Genomic DNA, 13747 nt, shown 5'->3' on the forward strand with positions numbered 1-13747 from the left:
GAGGCTCCCCGGGATCCGCGGCGCGCGGAAGCGTCGTCGGACCTCTGCGACCTGGGCCGACCGGCCTGTGGAGCGGGGTCCGCCGCAGGTACCGACGGCCCTGCCCGAACGGGGATCGTGAACCCGTACCGACGACGGAGGTGTGCTCCCATGTCCGCTCCTGAGCAGCACGAGGCCGAGCCGCGCCCGCCGGGCGCGCCGGGCGACTGGCTGGTCGTGCCCGGCCCGCTCCACCAGCACGAGTGGCGCTGGGGCCGCATCCGCGAGGTGCTCGTCGGCGAGGACGGCGCCGTCCGCTACGTCGTGCGCTGGCTCGGCGACGAGGCCGACTCGGTGGTCGTCCCGCCGCCCGACGCGCGGGTCGAGCCGGCCGAGCGCTGGCCACGGCCCGGCGGGGACGCGGTCGGGGTCTACCGGTGATCGCCGTGACCGCAGCCGCGCCACCCGTCGTGGTCGGGATCGACGAGTCCGCGGATGCGTTGCAGGCCGTGCGCTGGGCGGTCCCCGCAGCACAGCGCCGGGGCGCCCCGCTGCACCTGGTCACGGTCTTCCCCTGGGCGGCGCCGCCACCTCCGCGGCAGGTCCGGCGGGGTGCCGCCTACCGCGACACGCTGGAGCAGCGCGCCCGTGAGCACCTCGCCGCGGCGACGCAGCTCGCCGAGAGCCTCGCCCCGGACCACCCGGTGGAGTCGATCCTGCGCACCGGCAACCCCGCCGCCGAGCTGCTGGCCGCGGCATCGGGTGCGCAGCTGGTCGTGGTCGGGCGCTGCGGGGACGCGCAGCTGCGCCCGATAGCCGGATCGGTCGCGATGGCCATGGCGACGCACGCGCCGTGCCCGGTCGTCGTGGTCCGCGGGCTCGGCGGCGCCGGATCGGCGAACGGGGCCGATCAGCGCCCCGTCGTCGTCGGGATCGACGGCACCGAGGGCAGCGTCGCCGCGACCGCGTTCGCCTTCGAGGAGGCGTCCGCTCGCCGGGTCCCGCTGATCGCGGTCCACGCCGTCGGCGGCCGGCCCGCCGACGCCCCCGCGCACCGCGCCCTGCTCGACGAGCGGCTGCGGCCGTGGACGGAGAAGTACCCCGACGTCGACGTGCGGTCCGTGATCACCCTGGAACGCCCGGTCGTCCGGCTGCTCGCCGAGGCCGAGAACGCGCAGCTGCTGGTCGTGGGCTCGCGCGGCCGCGGGGAGCTGGCGAGCGTCGTGCTGGGGTCGGTGAGCAGCGACGCCGTGCACCGCGCGGCCTGCCCGGTCGCCGTCGTGCGGGCGTGAGCCGCCGACGACCCGCGGTCCGGGTCCCGGGCCGTGGTTGCAGGAAAGAGCTGCAGGAAAGAAAGAGTTGCAGGAAAGCCCTTCTCCCGCCAGGAAAGGTGCCGGAAAGGGCTTTCCTGCACCTTCTTCCACCCCGGTCGAACGGGTCACGAAGCTCCGGTTGAGCCGCTCCTCTCACCCCGGCAGCAAGCGGACCACCAGGTCCGTGAGGTCCACGGTCCGGTTCGCGTACCCCCACTCGTTGTCGTACCACCCGAACACCTTCACGCTCCGCCCCACCACCCGGGTGAGCCCCGTGTCGACCAGGCACGACGCCGTCTCACCGAGCACGTCGTGCGACACGACCGGCTCGTCGGTGCACCGCAGGATCCCCTTGAGGCTGCGCTCGGCCGCGGCCCGGAACGCGCTGTTGACCTGCGCGGCCGTGGCCGGTTCCCGCAGCCGCACGGTGAGGTCCACCAGCGAGGCGTCGACGACCGGCACCCGCACCGCCACACCGTCGAGGCGGCCCGCCAGCTCCGGCAGGACGAGCCCCACGGCCCGGGCTGCCCCCGTGGTCGTCGGGATGACGTTGACCGCGGCCGACCGGGCGCGGCGCAGATCGTGGTGCGGGCCGTCGAGGAGGTTCTGGTCGGCCGTGTAGCTGTGCACGGTCGTGAGCAGCCCCTCCTCGATGCCGAACGCGTTGTCGAGGACCTGCGCCATGGGGGCCGCGCAGTTCGTGGTGCACGACGCGTTGGAGACGACGTCGTGGCGCAGCGCGTCGTAGTCGGTCTCGTTGATCCCCATCACGACGGTCACGTCGACGTCCGCGCCCGGCGCGGTGAGGACGACCTTCCGCGCGCCCGCGGCGAGGTGCGCCGCGGCGGACTCGCGGGTGCGGAACCGGCCGGTCGCCTCGACGACGACGTCCACGCCCAGCTCCCGCCACGGCAGCGCGGCCGGGTCGGGCTCGCGCAGGACGCGGATCGGGTGGTCGTCGATCGCGAGGAAGTCACCGGCCAGCTCCACTCGCCTCGCCCACTGCCCGTAGGTGGAGTCGTGGCGCAGCAGGTGCGCCACCGTCGCGGGCTCCATCACGTCGTTGACCGCGACGACGTCGAACGACCGCTCGGGCCGGTCGGTCGCGATCCGCAGCACGTCGCGGCCGATCCGGCCCATCCCGTTGAGCCCCACACGTACCCGCATCGCTTCCGTTCCTTCCCCGGGGATCGCGCGCCCCGGCCTCACCCGCGATGCTCCGCCGCACCCGGCGACCCGAACCACGGCCGATGAGGCCCCGCTGCCGGGCCGGACGTCCCTCATCGGGTGCGCCGGATGCCCGGCGCGGGCCGGTCGACCCCGCTCGATCCCGCACCGACCGGCCGCCGACCCCGGGTCTTCGGTCCCTCGTGCACCGCGGCCGCATCCGGCAGCGTCGGACGCGGCGGTCCGCCCGGGCCGCCGGACGAGAGGAGCTCACATGGACACCGCACGAGTGCAGACCGACGGTGTGCTGGCCGTCCGCCCGGCGGCGGAGATCGTGGTGCAGAAGGTCCGCCGGCCCGCGAAGGTGCGGATCCTCGCCCTCGCCGTGCTGGTCGACGACGACCACGAGCCGATCGTGTCCGGCCGCCACCGGGTCGCGATCGACGGGGTGCTGCTCGGCTCGGCCGCGAACCCGGTCGTGCGCGGCACGTTCGTGGCGGACGGGTGAGGAGGCCGCCGTGCACCACGTCCTCGTCTCCGACGTCATGACCACCGACGTCGTCTCGGTGCGCCCGGACGACTCGTTCGCGCAGGTCGTGCGCGTCATGAACGGAACAGGGGTCCGCGCGGTGCCCGTGCTGTCCGAGCACGGGGCGCTGCTGGGCGTCGTCTCCGAGGCCGACCTGATGGCCACCGCCGCCCGGCCCGCCGGTGAGGAGCGCCCGTGGTGGCGGCCCCGGCACGTCCACCGCCGCCACTCCGGCGCGAAGGCGGGCGCGGCGACCGCCGAACAGCTGATGAGCACCCACGTCGAGACCGTGCACCCGTGGACCCGGGTCGCCGCGGCCGCCCGCCGCATGCGGGCCGGTGAGCTGCGCTGGATGCCCGTCACCGATGCAGAGGGCACCGTCGTGGGTGTGCTCAGCCGTTCCGACGTGCTCGGCGTCTTCCTCCGCGACGACGAGGAGATCCGCGCCGAGATCGAGCGCGACGTGTTCGGCCGGGCCCTGTCCGCGGATCCCGAACGGGTCCGCGCCGAGGTCGATGACGGGGTGGTCACGCTGCTCGGGGAGCTGCCGACCCGCTCGGACGTCGAGATCGCCCGGCACCTCGTCTCCGGCATGGACGGCGTCGTCGCGATCGTCGACCGGCTCCACTACCAGGTCGACGACCGCGGAACGGACCTCCCCGTCGTGCCCTTCGCCTGACGCGCAGGGCCGACCGGCTCTGGGCGGCGGCCGCCGCAGCGCCGACACTGGACGCATGCGGGCATGGATCGTCGAGACGCCGGGGCCGATCGCGAGTGCTCCGCTGCGGGCGGTGGAGCGGCCACGACCGCGACCAGGACCGGGAGAGGTGCTGGTGCAGGTGCGGGCCTGCGGGGTCTGCCGCACCGACCTGCACCTCGCCGAAGGCGATCTCGCCCCGCGCCGCCCGGGCACCGTGCCGGGGCACGAGGTGGTGGGCGAGGTCGTGGAGCTCGGCTCGGGCACCGGCCGGTTCGCGCGCGGCGACCGGGTCGGCATCGCGTGGCTGCGCGGCACGTGCGGGCGCTGCCGGTGGTGCCGTGCCGGCAAGGAGAACCTCTGCCCGGACGCCGTCTTCACCGGTTGGGACGCCGACGGCGGCTACGCCGAGTACGCGGTCGTCCCCGAGGCGTTCGCCTACCGGCTCCCGGACGCGCTCGACGACGTCACCGCCGCGCCGCTGCTGTGCGCCGGCATCGTCGGGTACCGGGCGCTGAAGCGGGCCGGGCTCCCGCCGGGCGGCCGGCTGGGAATCTACGGGTACGGAGCATCGGCGCACATCGTCGCCCAGGTCGCCACCGCGCAGGGCGCCACCGTGCACGTGCTGACCCGCTCGGCCGAAGCGCAGGAGTTGGCGCTCGAGCTGGGCGCGGCCTCCGCCGGACCGGCCGACGCCCAGCCGCCCGAGCCGCTCGACGCGGCGGTGCTGTTCGCCCCCGCCGGCGAGCTGGTGCCGGTCGCGATGCGCGCGCTCGACCGCGGCGGGGTCCTGTCCGTCGCCGGGATCCACCTGAGCGATGTGCCGCGGCTGAACTACGCCGAGGAACTGTTCCTGGAGAAGGAGATCCGCAGCGTCACGGCGAACACGCGCGCCGACGGCGAGGAGTTCCTCCGGCTCGCGGCCGCGCTGGAGATCCGGCCGCACACCACCCCGCGGCCGCTGGCCGAGGCCGACGCGGTGCTGTCCGATCTGGCGGGCGACCGGGTCACCGGCGCCGCTGTGCTCGTGCCGTAGGCCCCGCCCGGCTGGTGGGGAGAGATCCGCTACACGGGGCCGGACAACCCTGGCGGCGCCGCTCGGCCGGGGAGCATGCTGGAGCCTCAGAGCTGCACCGTCGCCGACCGGGCGCTCGGTACCGTACGTCGGCGGAGGAGCAGCGCTGTCGCATGGACGTGTCCTTGATCGTCGTGCTGGTGATCGGCACGGCGCTCGCGTTCGACTTCACCAACGGCTTCCACGACACGGCCAACGCGATGGCCGCCTCGATCGCCACCGGCGCGCTTCGGCCCCGCACAGCCGTGACGAACTCGGCAGTGCTGAACCTGGCGGGCGCCTTCCTGTCGGTGGAGGTGGCCGCGACGATCTCCGGCGGCCTCGTCGACGACGCCGCCATCACCCCCGAGGTGGTCTTCGCCGGGCTCGTCGGGGCGATCGTGTGGAACCTCGTGACCTGGCTGGTCGGCATGCCGTCGAGCTCGTCGCACGCGCTGTTCGGCGGCCTGATCGGGGCCGCGTGGACGGCCGCCGGCGCCGGCGCCGTCCACCTCGGCGGCCTCGTGGGGAAGGTACTGCTCCCGGCCGCGATCTCGCCCCTGATCGCGGGCGGGCTGGCCTTCGCCGGCACGGCCGCCGTCTACCGCGCGTCCGGCAGGCGCAACGCCCGCCGCTACCGCGCCGGTCAAGTCCTCGCCGCGGCGCTGCTCTCGCTCGCCCACGGCACCAACGACGCGCAGAAGACGATGGGCGTGGTCACCCTCGCCCTGATCACCGCCGGCGTGCTCGCCCCCGGCTCGCCGCCGCCGTTCTGGGTGATCCTCGCGGCGGGCCTCGCCATCGCCGCCGGTACGTACTCCGGCGGGTGGCGGATCATCCACACCCTCGGCCGCCGGGTGTCCACCGTCGAGCCGCCGCAGGGGTTCGCGGCCGACACCACCAGCGCCACGGTCATCCTCACCTCGTCCTGGTTCGGGCTGCCGCTGTCGACCACGCAGGTGTGCAGCGGATCGATCGTCGGCGCCGCCGCTGGTCGGAAGTCGGCCGACGTGCAGTGGCGCATCGCCGGCCACATGGTCGTCGCCTGGTTCGTGACGCTGCCCGCGGCCGCGCTGGTCGGGGCCACCGCGGCGTGGTGCGCATCGGTCACCGGGCCGTGGGTCGTGGCCGCTGCCGGGGCGCTCGTCGTCGCCGGGATCATCGCCGCCTCCCGGCGCCGCCCGGTCACCGCGGAGACGGTCGCTCCGCAGCAGGTCCGGACCCTGCCGTCCCCACCGGACGAGCCGACCGACCGCATCGCCGCCTGATCCCGCCGCCCCTCCCGCTGACCGACCCTGCTGATCGACTCCGCTGATCGACTCCGCTGATCGACATGGGTCGCTGGTCAGGGCCCAGCACGGGACGAAGGTCCCTGTCGGGCGGGTCGATCGCCGGGCAGTCTCGAGATCACAACTCGACGACTTCCTCGGCAGGGGACAGGAGGAGCGGATGACCGCGCGTCCGTTGCAGATCGCCGTCGATCCGACGGTGGCGGGCGTGGCAGGGGTACGGGTCGGGGGCGACCTCACGGCGGAATCGGGGCTGCGGCTGCTCCGACTGCTCGACGACCTGCTCGGCCGGGCCGCCCGGCGGGGCGACGTGTCGTTGCTGCGGATCGACCTGGGCAACGTCCGCACCTTCGAACCGGCGGGCGTGCGGCTGCTGCGGCACGCCCGGGCGAGCGCGGCCCGCGCGGGCGTCGTGCTGTCCGTGACCGGGATCGGCGGATACCGCCCGACCCTGCCGCAGCCGGTCGCCGCGCTGCTGGACGAGCTGGCGACCGCGGAGGAGCGGTCGGCCGAGCGGACCGGGTCGGCAGCGGTCCTCGCCGGGGACATCTCCAGGGAGATCTCCAGAGGCATCACCGCAGACATCACCGGGGACGTGGCCGGCGGCATCTCCGCGGGAGACGACGTCGGGAGGTTCGCCGCCGCGCGCTGACCCCGTCAGCGCGCTCGCCGCACCGCCAGCACGCCCAGCGCGGCGACGGCGGGCACCGCCGCGACCCCCAGCGAGATCATCAGCTCACGCACGCCGAGCGGCTCCGTCCCGAGCAGGTCCGCGAGGCCCGGCAGCCAGACGGCGGCGGCCAGCCCAGCCAGGCTCACCGCGACCGCGGCGTACAGCGGCCGGTTCGCCGACACCGGCACCCGCCAGGCCGGGCGGACGTCCGAGCGGGTGGCCAGGGCGATGCCCAGCTGGGAGACCGCGAGGGTCACGAACACCATCGTCTGCCAGGGCAGCCCGGCGGCGCGGGCCCACACGGCGAGCGCGAGGCAGCACACCGCGACGATCCCGCCGAGCACCGCGATCTGGCGCACGAGCCGACCGTCCAGCACACCGGTGGCCGGGTCGCGCGGCGGGCGGCGCAGCACGTCCGGCTCGGCCCCCTCCGACCCGATCGCCACGCCCGGCAGCCCGTGCGTCACCAGGTTGACCCAGAGGATCTGGCCGGGCAGCAGCGGCAGCGCGAACCCGAGCAGCGGGCCCACCAGCATCAGCAGCAGCTCCGCGAGCCCGCCCGCGACCGCGTAGCGGACGAACCGGCGGATGTTGTCGAAGACCCGCCTGCCCTCCTCGACGGCCGCGACCATCGTCAGCAGGCTGTCGTCGGTCAGCACGACGTCGGCGGCGGACTTCGCGACCTCGGTGCCGCGCCGGCCCATCGCCACCCCGATGTCGGCGGCGCGCAGCGCGGGTGCGTCGTTGACGCCGTCCCCGGTCATCGCGACGACCTCGCCCGCGCCCTGCCAGGCCCGCACGATGTCGAGCTTGCCGCCGGGATCGGTGCGGGCGTAGACGGTGCGCAGCCCGCGCTCGGTGTCGGGCGCGAGCCGCGCCTCGATGCCCACCTCGCGGGCCACGGCAGCAGCGGTGCCGGGATGGTCCCCGGTGATCATGATCGGGCGGATGCCGGCGTCGCGGATCGCGGCGATCGTCGCGGGCGCGTCCGGGCGGGCCGGATCGGTCAGCCCGACGAGGCCGAGCAGCTGCAGCGCCCCGGGCTGGCCCGCCGCGACGGCGAGGACCCGCCTGCCCCCCTCGGCCCAGGCGGCCACCACGTCCGCGCCAGCGCGGGCGGGATCGATCTGCGCCAGCACCTCCGGCGCGCCCTTCACGACCTCGTACGGCTGTCCGTCCGGGCCGCGGTGGCGGGTCGTCATGCTGCGGCGGACGGCGTCGAACGGGACGACGTCGGTGCGCGGCCAGTCGCGCCGCACCTGCTCCACGTCGATGCCCGCACGTTCGGCGGCGGTGAGGATCGCGCCCTCGGTTCCGGTCGTGCCCGGGGCGGCGTCCGAGCACAGCGCGACGGCGCGCAGCACCGCGCGCACCCCCTCCGGGGCCTGCGCCGGCCCGGAGTCCGGGAACTCCCACTCGCCGCCGTCCGGCGTCCACACCGCGGTGCAGGCGATCCGGCCGGTCGTGAGGGTGCCGGTCTTGTCGACCGCGAGCACGGTGACCGACCCGAGCGCCTCCGCGGCGGGCAGCGACCGCACGATCGCACCCCGCGCGGCCATCCGCCGGGCCGCGCCGGCCAGCGCCAGCGCCACCACGGCGGGCAGCGCCTCCGGGATCGCCGCGACCGCGAGGCTCACCCCGGCCACGGTCATGAGCCGCCAGTCGCTGCCCTGCACCAGCCCGATCGCCACGACCAGCGCGCAGGCGGCGACGACCGCGGCGGCGAGCCTGCGGCCCAGCACCGCGAGCCGTCGCTGCAGCGGTGTCGGGGGAGCACCCTGGTCGTGCAGCAGGGACGCGATCCCACCCATGCAGGTCCGGGTGCCGGTGGCGACCACGACCGCTGTCCCGGAGCCGTGGGTGACGAGGGTGCCGGCGTGCACCATCGACGTCCGGTCGCCGACCGCCACCTCCTCGTCCGGGGAGCCGGTGGGGGCGGTGTCCCGGTCGGACGGCTGCGACTCGCCGGTCAGGATCGCTTCGTCCACCTGCAGCGCGAACGCTTCGATCAGCCGCGCGTCCGCCCCGACGACGTCGCCCTCGGCGAGCACGAGCACGTCACCCGGCACCAGGTCAGTGGTCGGGACGCGCTGCTGGTGGCCGTCGCGCAGCACCCGGACGGCCGGCGCGGAGGCCGCGCGCAGCGCGGCGATCGCACCGATGGCCCGTCGCTCCTGCGCGACCCCGACCACGGTGTTGACCAGCACGACCAGCAGGATCACCGCGCAGTCGGACAGATCGCCGGTCGCGGCGGTGAGCACGGCGGCGGCGAGCAGGACGAGCACGAAGGTGTCGCGCAGCTGGGCGCCGATCGAGCCGGCGAGCGACCGCGTCCGCTCCGCCGGCAGGTCGTTGGGGCCCGCGGCGGCGCGGCGGCGGAGCACCTCGTCGGCGGACAGGCCCACCTGCGGATCGACGCCCAGCTCGTCCGCGACCTCGGCCGCCGACCGGGCCCACGGTGCCCGCGTCACGGTGTGGCCCGTGGTCTCGACGCTCACCGGTCCGGCCGGCCGTCGACGTCGTCAGCCCGGCGCGTCCCGCCGTCCATCGAAACCTCCTCGATCGCGCATGTCGCGCCACCCAGTCTTCTGCCGCGGCCACCGGATCCGTCAGGGCCCTTCGACCGGCGCCCCTGGTCCGAGGTCCCGCGGCGGCCGGGCACCTCGTGGGTGGCCGGGCCGCACGACGTCGCGGCATGGTGGAGAATGGGTCGAAGGGAGCCGGAGATGTTGAGCGAGCACGATCGCAAGGTCCTCGACGAGATCGAGCAGGAGCTCGTGCGGTCCAGCCCCTGGCTGGTGCGGAAGCTGCGCCGGGGCCCCAAGAGCCTGCTGCCGCTCCTCTACGACGCGGCGGCCGTGCTGTCCGGCCTGACGGCGCTGCTGTGCCTGCTGGTGATCAAGCAGGGCACGGCGGGCGCGGCGCTGCTCGCCGGGATCCTGATGGTCGTCATCCTGGCCGCGCGCCACCACCAGTTCCCGCGCCGGTCAAAGAACGGGTCCACCGACGGATCGGGCCTGGCCCGCACCTGACACCGCGTCCACCGCAACTCCGCGCCGATCACAACTCCGCGCCGATCACAACTCCGCGCCGATCACAACTCCGCGCCGATCACCCTCGCGCTCACCGCAACCACGGGCCGTTCGTCCCCGCCCGCACCGACCGAGTCCCCTGGGCGCCACCGGGTGCGCGTGGTGCGCTGGACCGCAGCGCACGCACCACCGGAGGCGTCATCATGCAGCCCACTCCCGATCCGCGACCGGTCCTCGTGGCCGTCGACCCGTCCGACTCGGCGCGCGACGCCGCCGTCTGGGCCGCGGAGGTCGCCGCGGACTGGTCGGTCCCGCTGCACCTGCTCCACGTCGTGCCCGGCCGCTCCACCGACCCGCCGCTGCCGCCGCCGCGCTGGCTGCAGCAGCTCGACGCGCTCGCCGTCCACACCGGCGTGCCCGACCGCGTCCACGAGGTCGTGCAGGGCAACGTCGTGGAGATCGTCTCCGCGCGGGCCAGGGACGCGCGGATGGTCGTGCTCGGATCCTACGGTGACACGGGCTGGTCGGGCGGGCTCAGCGGGCCCGTGTCGATCGCGGTGGTCGGGCGGGTGCAGTGCCCGGTCGCGGTGGTGCGCGGCACCGCCCCGCGCGTCGCGCCGCCGCGGGGTGGCCCGGTCGTGGTCGGGGTCGACGGGTCCGCCGCTGGTGCCGCCGCGCTGGGGTTCGGGGCCGGGCTCGCCGCGGACCTCGGCACCAGCCTGGTCGCCGTGCACGCCTGGTCCGGGGATGCGGACGACGGCTGCGCCGCGGCGTGGCGGCTGCTGGCCACCAGCCTCGCCGACGTCCGCCGGGCTCACCCGCTGCTGCCGATCGACCAGGTCGTCGAGCAGGACACCCCGCTGCGCGTCCTCTACCGCCGCGCCGAGGGCGCGCGGATGCTCGTGCTCGGCAACCGCGGCTGGTCCGCGCCCGAGCGCACGCCGCTGAGCGAGACCACCCGCTCGCTCGTCGAGTCCGCGCCCTGCCCGGTGGTCGTGCTGCACGCCGCGGTGCCGGCCGCGGTCCCGGTGGGGACGCACTCCGGACCCGCGCGGTGCCCCCAGGCCTGACGCGACGAACGGCACTCTCGTCCACCCCGAGTGGACGAGAGTGCCGTTCGTCGCCACCCCGCATCCGGCGATGACCCCTGGGTTCCGCCGGATCGTCGCGCGGTGCACCGGGCGCGTCGTGGGGGCGGGGCTGCGGCCCGGGCTGGATGCGCTGCGTCGCCGCGACGGCCGGGCCGTGCGGCGCGATGCCGTCGCCGGGGTGACGGTCGCGGCCTACCTGGTCCCGCAGGTGCTGGCGTACTCGGCGGTGGCCGGGCTGCCCGCGGTCACCGGGCTGTGGGCAGCGATCGGCGCGCTGGTCCTCTACGCCCTGCTGGGCAGCTCCCGGTGGCTCTCCGCCGGACCCGAGTCGACGACCGCGGTCATGACGGCGGTCGCGGTCGGCCCGCTCGCCGCCGGTGACCCGGCCCGCTACGCGGTGCTCGCGGCCGCGCTCGCCTGCCTGGTGGGCGTGATCTGCCTGCTCGCGCGCCTGGCGCGGCTCGGGTTCGTCGCGGAGATGCTCTCCCGCCCGGTGCTCGTCGGCTACCTCGCCGGGATCGCGCTCATCATGATCGCCGGACAGCTCGGGCCGGTCAGTGGCGTCCCGGTGACGGGGGAGACGCCGGTGACCGAAGCGGTGTCCTTCGTGCAGCAGCTGGACGCGGTGCACGTGCCGACGCTGCTGATGGCGGCCGGTGTACTCGCCCTCCTGGTGGTCGGCGGTGCGGCGCTGCCGAAGCTGCCGATGCCGCTGATCGCGGTGTCCTTCGCGGCCGCGGTGGCCGCGCTGTTCGCGCTCGAGCGCTTCGGCATCGGCACCGTCGGCGGGGTGCCGCAGGGGCTGCCCGTGCCGGCGATCCCGGCGATCGACGTCGCCGATCTCACCGCGCTGGTGGTGCCTGCGGCCGGGGTCGCGTTCGTGACGTTCTGCGACGACGTGCTGACCGCCCGCGCGTTCGGCGACCGCGGCCGCGACCAGATCGACGCCGACCGGGAGCTGGTGGCGATCGGGGCCGCCAACGTCGCTGCCGGGCTGCTGCACGGGTTCCCGGTGAGCAGCAGCGGCAGCCGCACGGTGATCGGGGAGTCCGCGGGCGGCCGCAGCCAGCTGTCGTCGGTGGTCTCCGCCGCGGCGGTGGTCGTGGTGCTGCTGGTCGCCGGGTCACTGCTCGCCGCGCTGCCGCAGGCGGCGCTCGGTGCGCTGGTCGTCTACGCCGCGTGCCGGCTGGTGCGGGTGCGGGAGTTCCGCCGCTTCGCCCGGTTCCGCCGGGCCGAGCTGGCGATCGCGCTGCTGGCGACGGTCACCGTGGTGCTCTTCGGGGTGCTGTACGGCGTGCTGGTGGCGGTGCTGCTGTCGGTGCTGGACCTGGTGCGGCGGGTCTCGCGGCCGCACGACGGCATCCTCGGGTTCGTCCCGGGGCTCGCCGGGATGCACGACATCGACGACCACCCGGGCGCGACCACCGTTCCCGGCCTGGTCGTCTACCGCTACGACGCGCCGCTGTGCTTCGCCAACGCCGAGGACTTCCGGCGCCGCGTCGAGGACGCCGTGGCGGTGGACCCGCCGCCGCGCTGGCTGCTGCTCAACGCCGAGGCCGTCACCGAGATCGACCTGACCGCCGCGGACGTGCTGCGCGACCTGATCCGCCGTCTCACCGCGCGCGGGATCGTCGTCGCCGTCGCGCGGGCCAAGACCGAGCTGTGGCGGGATCTGCAGCGAGCCGGGGTCACCGAGGTGATCGACGAGCGGCGGGTGTTCCCGACCCTGCCCACCGCCGTGGCCGCCTACCGGGAGGCCGAGGAGGATCAGCCGGGAACGCGATCGGTGTGATGCCCGGAGTCGCGGTGCCCGGTCTTGTGGTGCCCGGTCTCGTGGTGCATGGACTCCGCGACGGCCCGGCCGAGCCGGAGCTGCTCCGCGGTGCGGGCGAGCCAGGTGAGCAGCCGGCTGCGGGCCTCGGCGGCGAGGTCCGGGGCGTGCGCCACGGGGATCGGCGGCGCACCGGCGATGCACACGGCGCAGTCGACGTCGGGCAGGCCGGCGGTCAGCTCAGCGAGCGCGCGGTCGCGCAGGGCCCGCCAGCGGCCGGGATCGTCCCCGCCCGGCGGGACGGTGAGCGCTTCGTCCCGGATGCGGTCGATGCGCTCGATCACCTCGGCCAGCGGTGGGGTGGTGGTGGTCATGACGGTCCTCTCGGATCAGGCCGCGCGGGCGCGACCGGCCGCAGCCCACGCGATGGCGGCGTCGAGCTCGTCGTGGGCGAAGTGGCGGGTCCGCGGATGGGTGATCAGCCCGGCGAGCCCGGCGGCCGCGGCGGCGACGGTTCCGTCGACGGCCACGGCGATCCGGTCGATCCGCCGGTGGTGGCGGGCGACGAACTGCAGGTGGGCACGCAGCGCCGCGAAGTTCTCCCACCCGGGCACGGCAGCCGCGTGCAGCACGACCGCGTGCAGCGTCGGGTGCTCGGCGAGGTGCCGGTCGACGACCGCGGCCAGCTCGGCCACGTCCTCGACGCGCAGCGGGCCGTCGGCCTCCACGACCACCGTGTCGTCGGCCACCCGGATCCGCAGGTGGGACGCACCCGGCAGCTCCTGCAACCAGGTGATCGCCGCGGCGCGTTCCTCGAACGGGAACACCCGCACCGGGTACGGGGTGAAGAACGCGGCGAACCGGGTCATCCCGGCCAGCCACGGCAGGTCGGTGACGACGGCGCAGCCGTCGAACGCGTGCAGGACTCGGCGACCGAGCGCGAGGTCTTCGAACGCCGCCTCGGACGTGATACCGCCGAAGTCGGGGATCTCCACCAGGCACCGCAGCCGCTGCCCGGTGGTGGCCGCCCGGGCGACGAGCGGCTCGACCACGGCCTGGTAGTCCTCGCGAGTCAGCTTCCCGCTCGCGCGCAGGCCGTCGATGCCGGCGGGCAGGTCGGGGATCGTCTCGATCATCGTTCGGCTCCTGTCG

General features: G+C 75.5%; 14 protein-coding genes. 10 read left to right on the forward strand and 4 right to left on the reverse strand.

Annotated elements, in window-relative coordinates; genetic code table 11:
* Positions 1–150: 150 nt before the first annotated feature.
* Both BUE41_RS15670 and BUE41_RS15675 read left to right on the forward strand, forming a co-directional pair.
* On the forward strand, positions 151–420 hold the full coding sequence (locus tag BUE41_RS15670) for a DUF1918 domain-containing protein (protein ID WP_073457848.1): 270 nt from the start codon (positions 151–153) through the stop codon (positions 418–420).
* A 5-nt stretch (positions 421–425) separates the two neighbouring features.
* Positions 426–1271, forward strand: a complete 846-nt coding sequence (locus BUE41_RS15675; protein ID WP_073457908.1) for a universal stress protein — start codon at positions 426–428, stop codon at positions 1269–1271.
* A gap of 174 nt (positions 1272–1445) precedes the next feature.
* Here the strand turns inward: BUE41_RS15675 and gap are convergent, their stop codons facing one another.
* Positions 1446–2459 carry a type I glyceraldehyde-3-phosphate dehydrogenase gene (gap, locus tag BUE41_RS15680; RefSeq protein WP_073457849.1) on the reverse strand — a complete coding sequence of 338 codons (1014 nt, stop codon included), beginning with the start codon at positions 2457–2459 and terminating at the stop codon, positions 1446–1448.
* 274 nt (positions 2460–2733) lie between these two features.
* On the opposite strand from gap, the gene BUE41_RS15685 reads away from it, so the two are divergent.
* The 5 genes from BUE41_RS15685 (at position 2734) to BUE41_RS15705 (ending at position 6680) form a co-directional block, all read left to right on the forward strand.
* Positions 2734–2967, forward strand: a complete 234-nt coding sequence (locus tag BUE41_RS15685) for a hypothetical protein (RefSeq protein WP_073457850.1) — start codon at positions 2734–2736, stop codon at positions 2965–2967.
* A 10-nt stretch (positions 2968–2977) separates the two neighbouring features.
* Entirely contained in the window at positions 2978–3667 is a 690-nt protein-coding gene (locus BUE41_RS15690) for a CBS domain-containing protein (RefSeq protein WP_073457851.1), read from the forward strand.
* 55 nt (positions 3668–3722) lie between these two features.
* Positions 3723–4721 carry a zinc-dependent alcohol dehydrogenase family protein gene (locus BUE41_RS15695; protein ID WP_073457852.1) on the forward strand — a complete coding sequence of 333 codons (999 nt, stop codon included), beginning with the start codon at positions 3723–3725 and terminating at the stop codon, positions 4719–4721.
* 152 nt (positions 4722–4873) lie between these two features.
* A complete protein-coding gene (locus BUE41_RS15700) occupies positions 4874–6007 on the forward strand; it encodes an inorganic phosphate transporter (protein WP_073457853.1) in 1134 nt (377 codons plus the stop codon).
* Positions 6008–6188: 181 nt separating this feature from the next.
* A complete protein-coding gene (locus BUE41_RS15705) occupies positions 6189–6680 on the forward strand; it encodes an STAS domain-containing protein (protein WP_073457854.1) in 492 nt (163 codons plus the stop codon).
* 5 nt (positions 6681–6685) lie between these two features.
* Here the strand turns inward: BUE41_RS15705 and BUE41_RS15710 are convergent, their stop codons facing one another.
* Positions 6686–9172, reverse strand: a complete 2487-nt coding sequence (locus BUE41_RS15710; RefSeq protein ID WP_073457909.1) for a cation-translocating P-type ATPase — start codon at positions 9170–9172, stop codon at positions 6686–6688.
* 258 nt (positions 9173–9430) lie between these two features.
* Here BUE41_RS15710 and BUE41_RS15715 point away from each other — a divergent pair, with 258 nt between their 5' ends.
* The 3 genes from BUE41_RS15715 (at position 9431) to BUE41_RS15725 (ending at position 12616) form a co-directional block, all read left to right on the forward strand.
* Positions 9431–9733 carry a DUF3040 domain-containing protein gene (locus tag BUE41_RS15715; RefSeq protein WP_159444918.1) on the forward strand — a complete coding sequence of 101 codons (303 nt, stop codon included), beginning with the start codon at positions 9431–9433 and terminating at the stop codon, positions 9731–9733.
* 203 nt (positions 9734–9936) lie between these two features.
* Positions 9937–10803: a universal stress protein gene (locus BUE41_RS15720; protein WP_084755135.1), complete on the forward strand. Its 867-nt coding sequence runs from the start codon at positions 9937–9939 to the stop codon at positions 10801–10803.
* 70 nt (positions 10804–10873) lie between these two features.
* Positions 10874–12616: a SulP family inorganic anion transporter gene (locus BUE41_RS15725; RefSeq protein ID WP_073457910.1), complete on the forward strand. Its 1743-nt coding sequence runs from the start codon at positions 10874–10876 to the stop codon at positions 12614–12616.
* On the opposite strand, the gene BUE41_RS15730 is transcribed toward BUE41_RS15725, so the two are convergent.
* Complete coding sequence (locus BUE41_RS15730; RefSeq protein WP_073457857.1) at positions 12592–12969, reverse strand: hypothetical protein; 378 nt, start codon at positions 12967–12969, stop codon at positions 12592–12594. The two genes, BUE41_RS15725 and BUE41_RS15730, sit on opposite strands and share 25 nt — an antisense overlap.
* Before the next feature lie 15 nt (positions 12970–12984).
* The gene (locus tag BUE41_RS15735; protein WP_073457858.1) at positions 12985–13731 is read right to left on the reverse strand and encodes a SpoIIAA family protein; all 747 of its coding nucleotides are present in this window, start codon (positions 13729–13731) and stop codon (positions 12985–12987) included.
* Positions 13732–13747 lie beyond the last annotated feature (16 nt).

The sequence above is a fragment of the Pseudonocardia thermophila genome (assembly GCF_900142365.1).
Classification (GTDB): Bacteria; Actinomycetota; Actinomycetes; order Mycobacteriales; family Pseudonocardiaceae; genus Pseudonocardia; species Pseudonocardia thermophila.

Bases quoted from the DNA above. Each gene is read 5' to 3' on its own strand.
- BUE41_RS15705 (WP_073457854.1), top strand. From the start codon at position 6,189: ATGACCGCGCGTCCGTTGCAGATCGCCGTCGATCCGACGGTGGCGGGC.
- BUE41_RS15700 (WP_073457853.1), top strand. From the start codon at position 4,874: ATGGACGTGTCCTTGATCGTCGTGCTGGTGATCGGCACGGCGCTCGCG.
- BUE41_RS15730 (WP_073457857.1), bottom strand. From the start codon at position 12,969: ATGACCACCACCACCCCACCGCTGGCCGAGGTGATCGAGCGCATCGAC.
- BUE41_RS15735 (WP_073457858.1), bottom strand. From the start codon at position 13,731: ATGATCGAGACGATCCCCGACCTGCCCGCCGGCATCGACGGCCTGCGC.
- BUE41_RS15670 (WP_073457848.1), top strand. From the start codon at position 151: ATGTCCGCTCCTGAGCAGCACGAGGCCGAGCCGCGCCCGCCGGGCGCG.
- BUE41_RS15685 (WP_073457850.1), top strand. From the start codon at position 2,734: ATGGACACCGCACGAGTGCAGACCGACGGTGTGCTGGCCGTCCGCCCG.
- BUE41_RS15695 (WP_073457852.1), top strand. From the start codon at position 3,723: ATGCGGGCATGGATCGTCGAGACGCCGGGGCCGATCGCGAGTGCTCCG.
- BUE41_RS15725 (WP_073457910.1), top strand. From the start codon at position 10,874: ATGACCCCTGGGTTCCGCCGGATCGTCGCGCGGTGCACCGGGCGCGTC.
- gap (WP_073457849.1), bottom strand. From the start codon at position 2,459: ATGCGGGTACGTGTGGGGCTCAACGGGATGGGCCGGATCGGCCGCGAC.
- BUE41_RS15720 (WP_084755135.1), top strand. From the start codon at position 9,937: ATGCAGCCCACTCCCGATCCGCGACCGGTCCTCGTGGCCGTCGACCCG.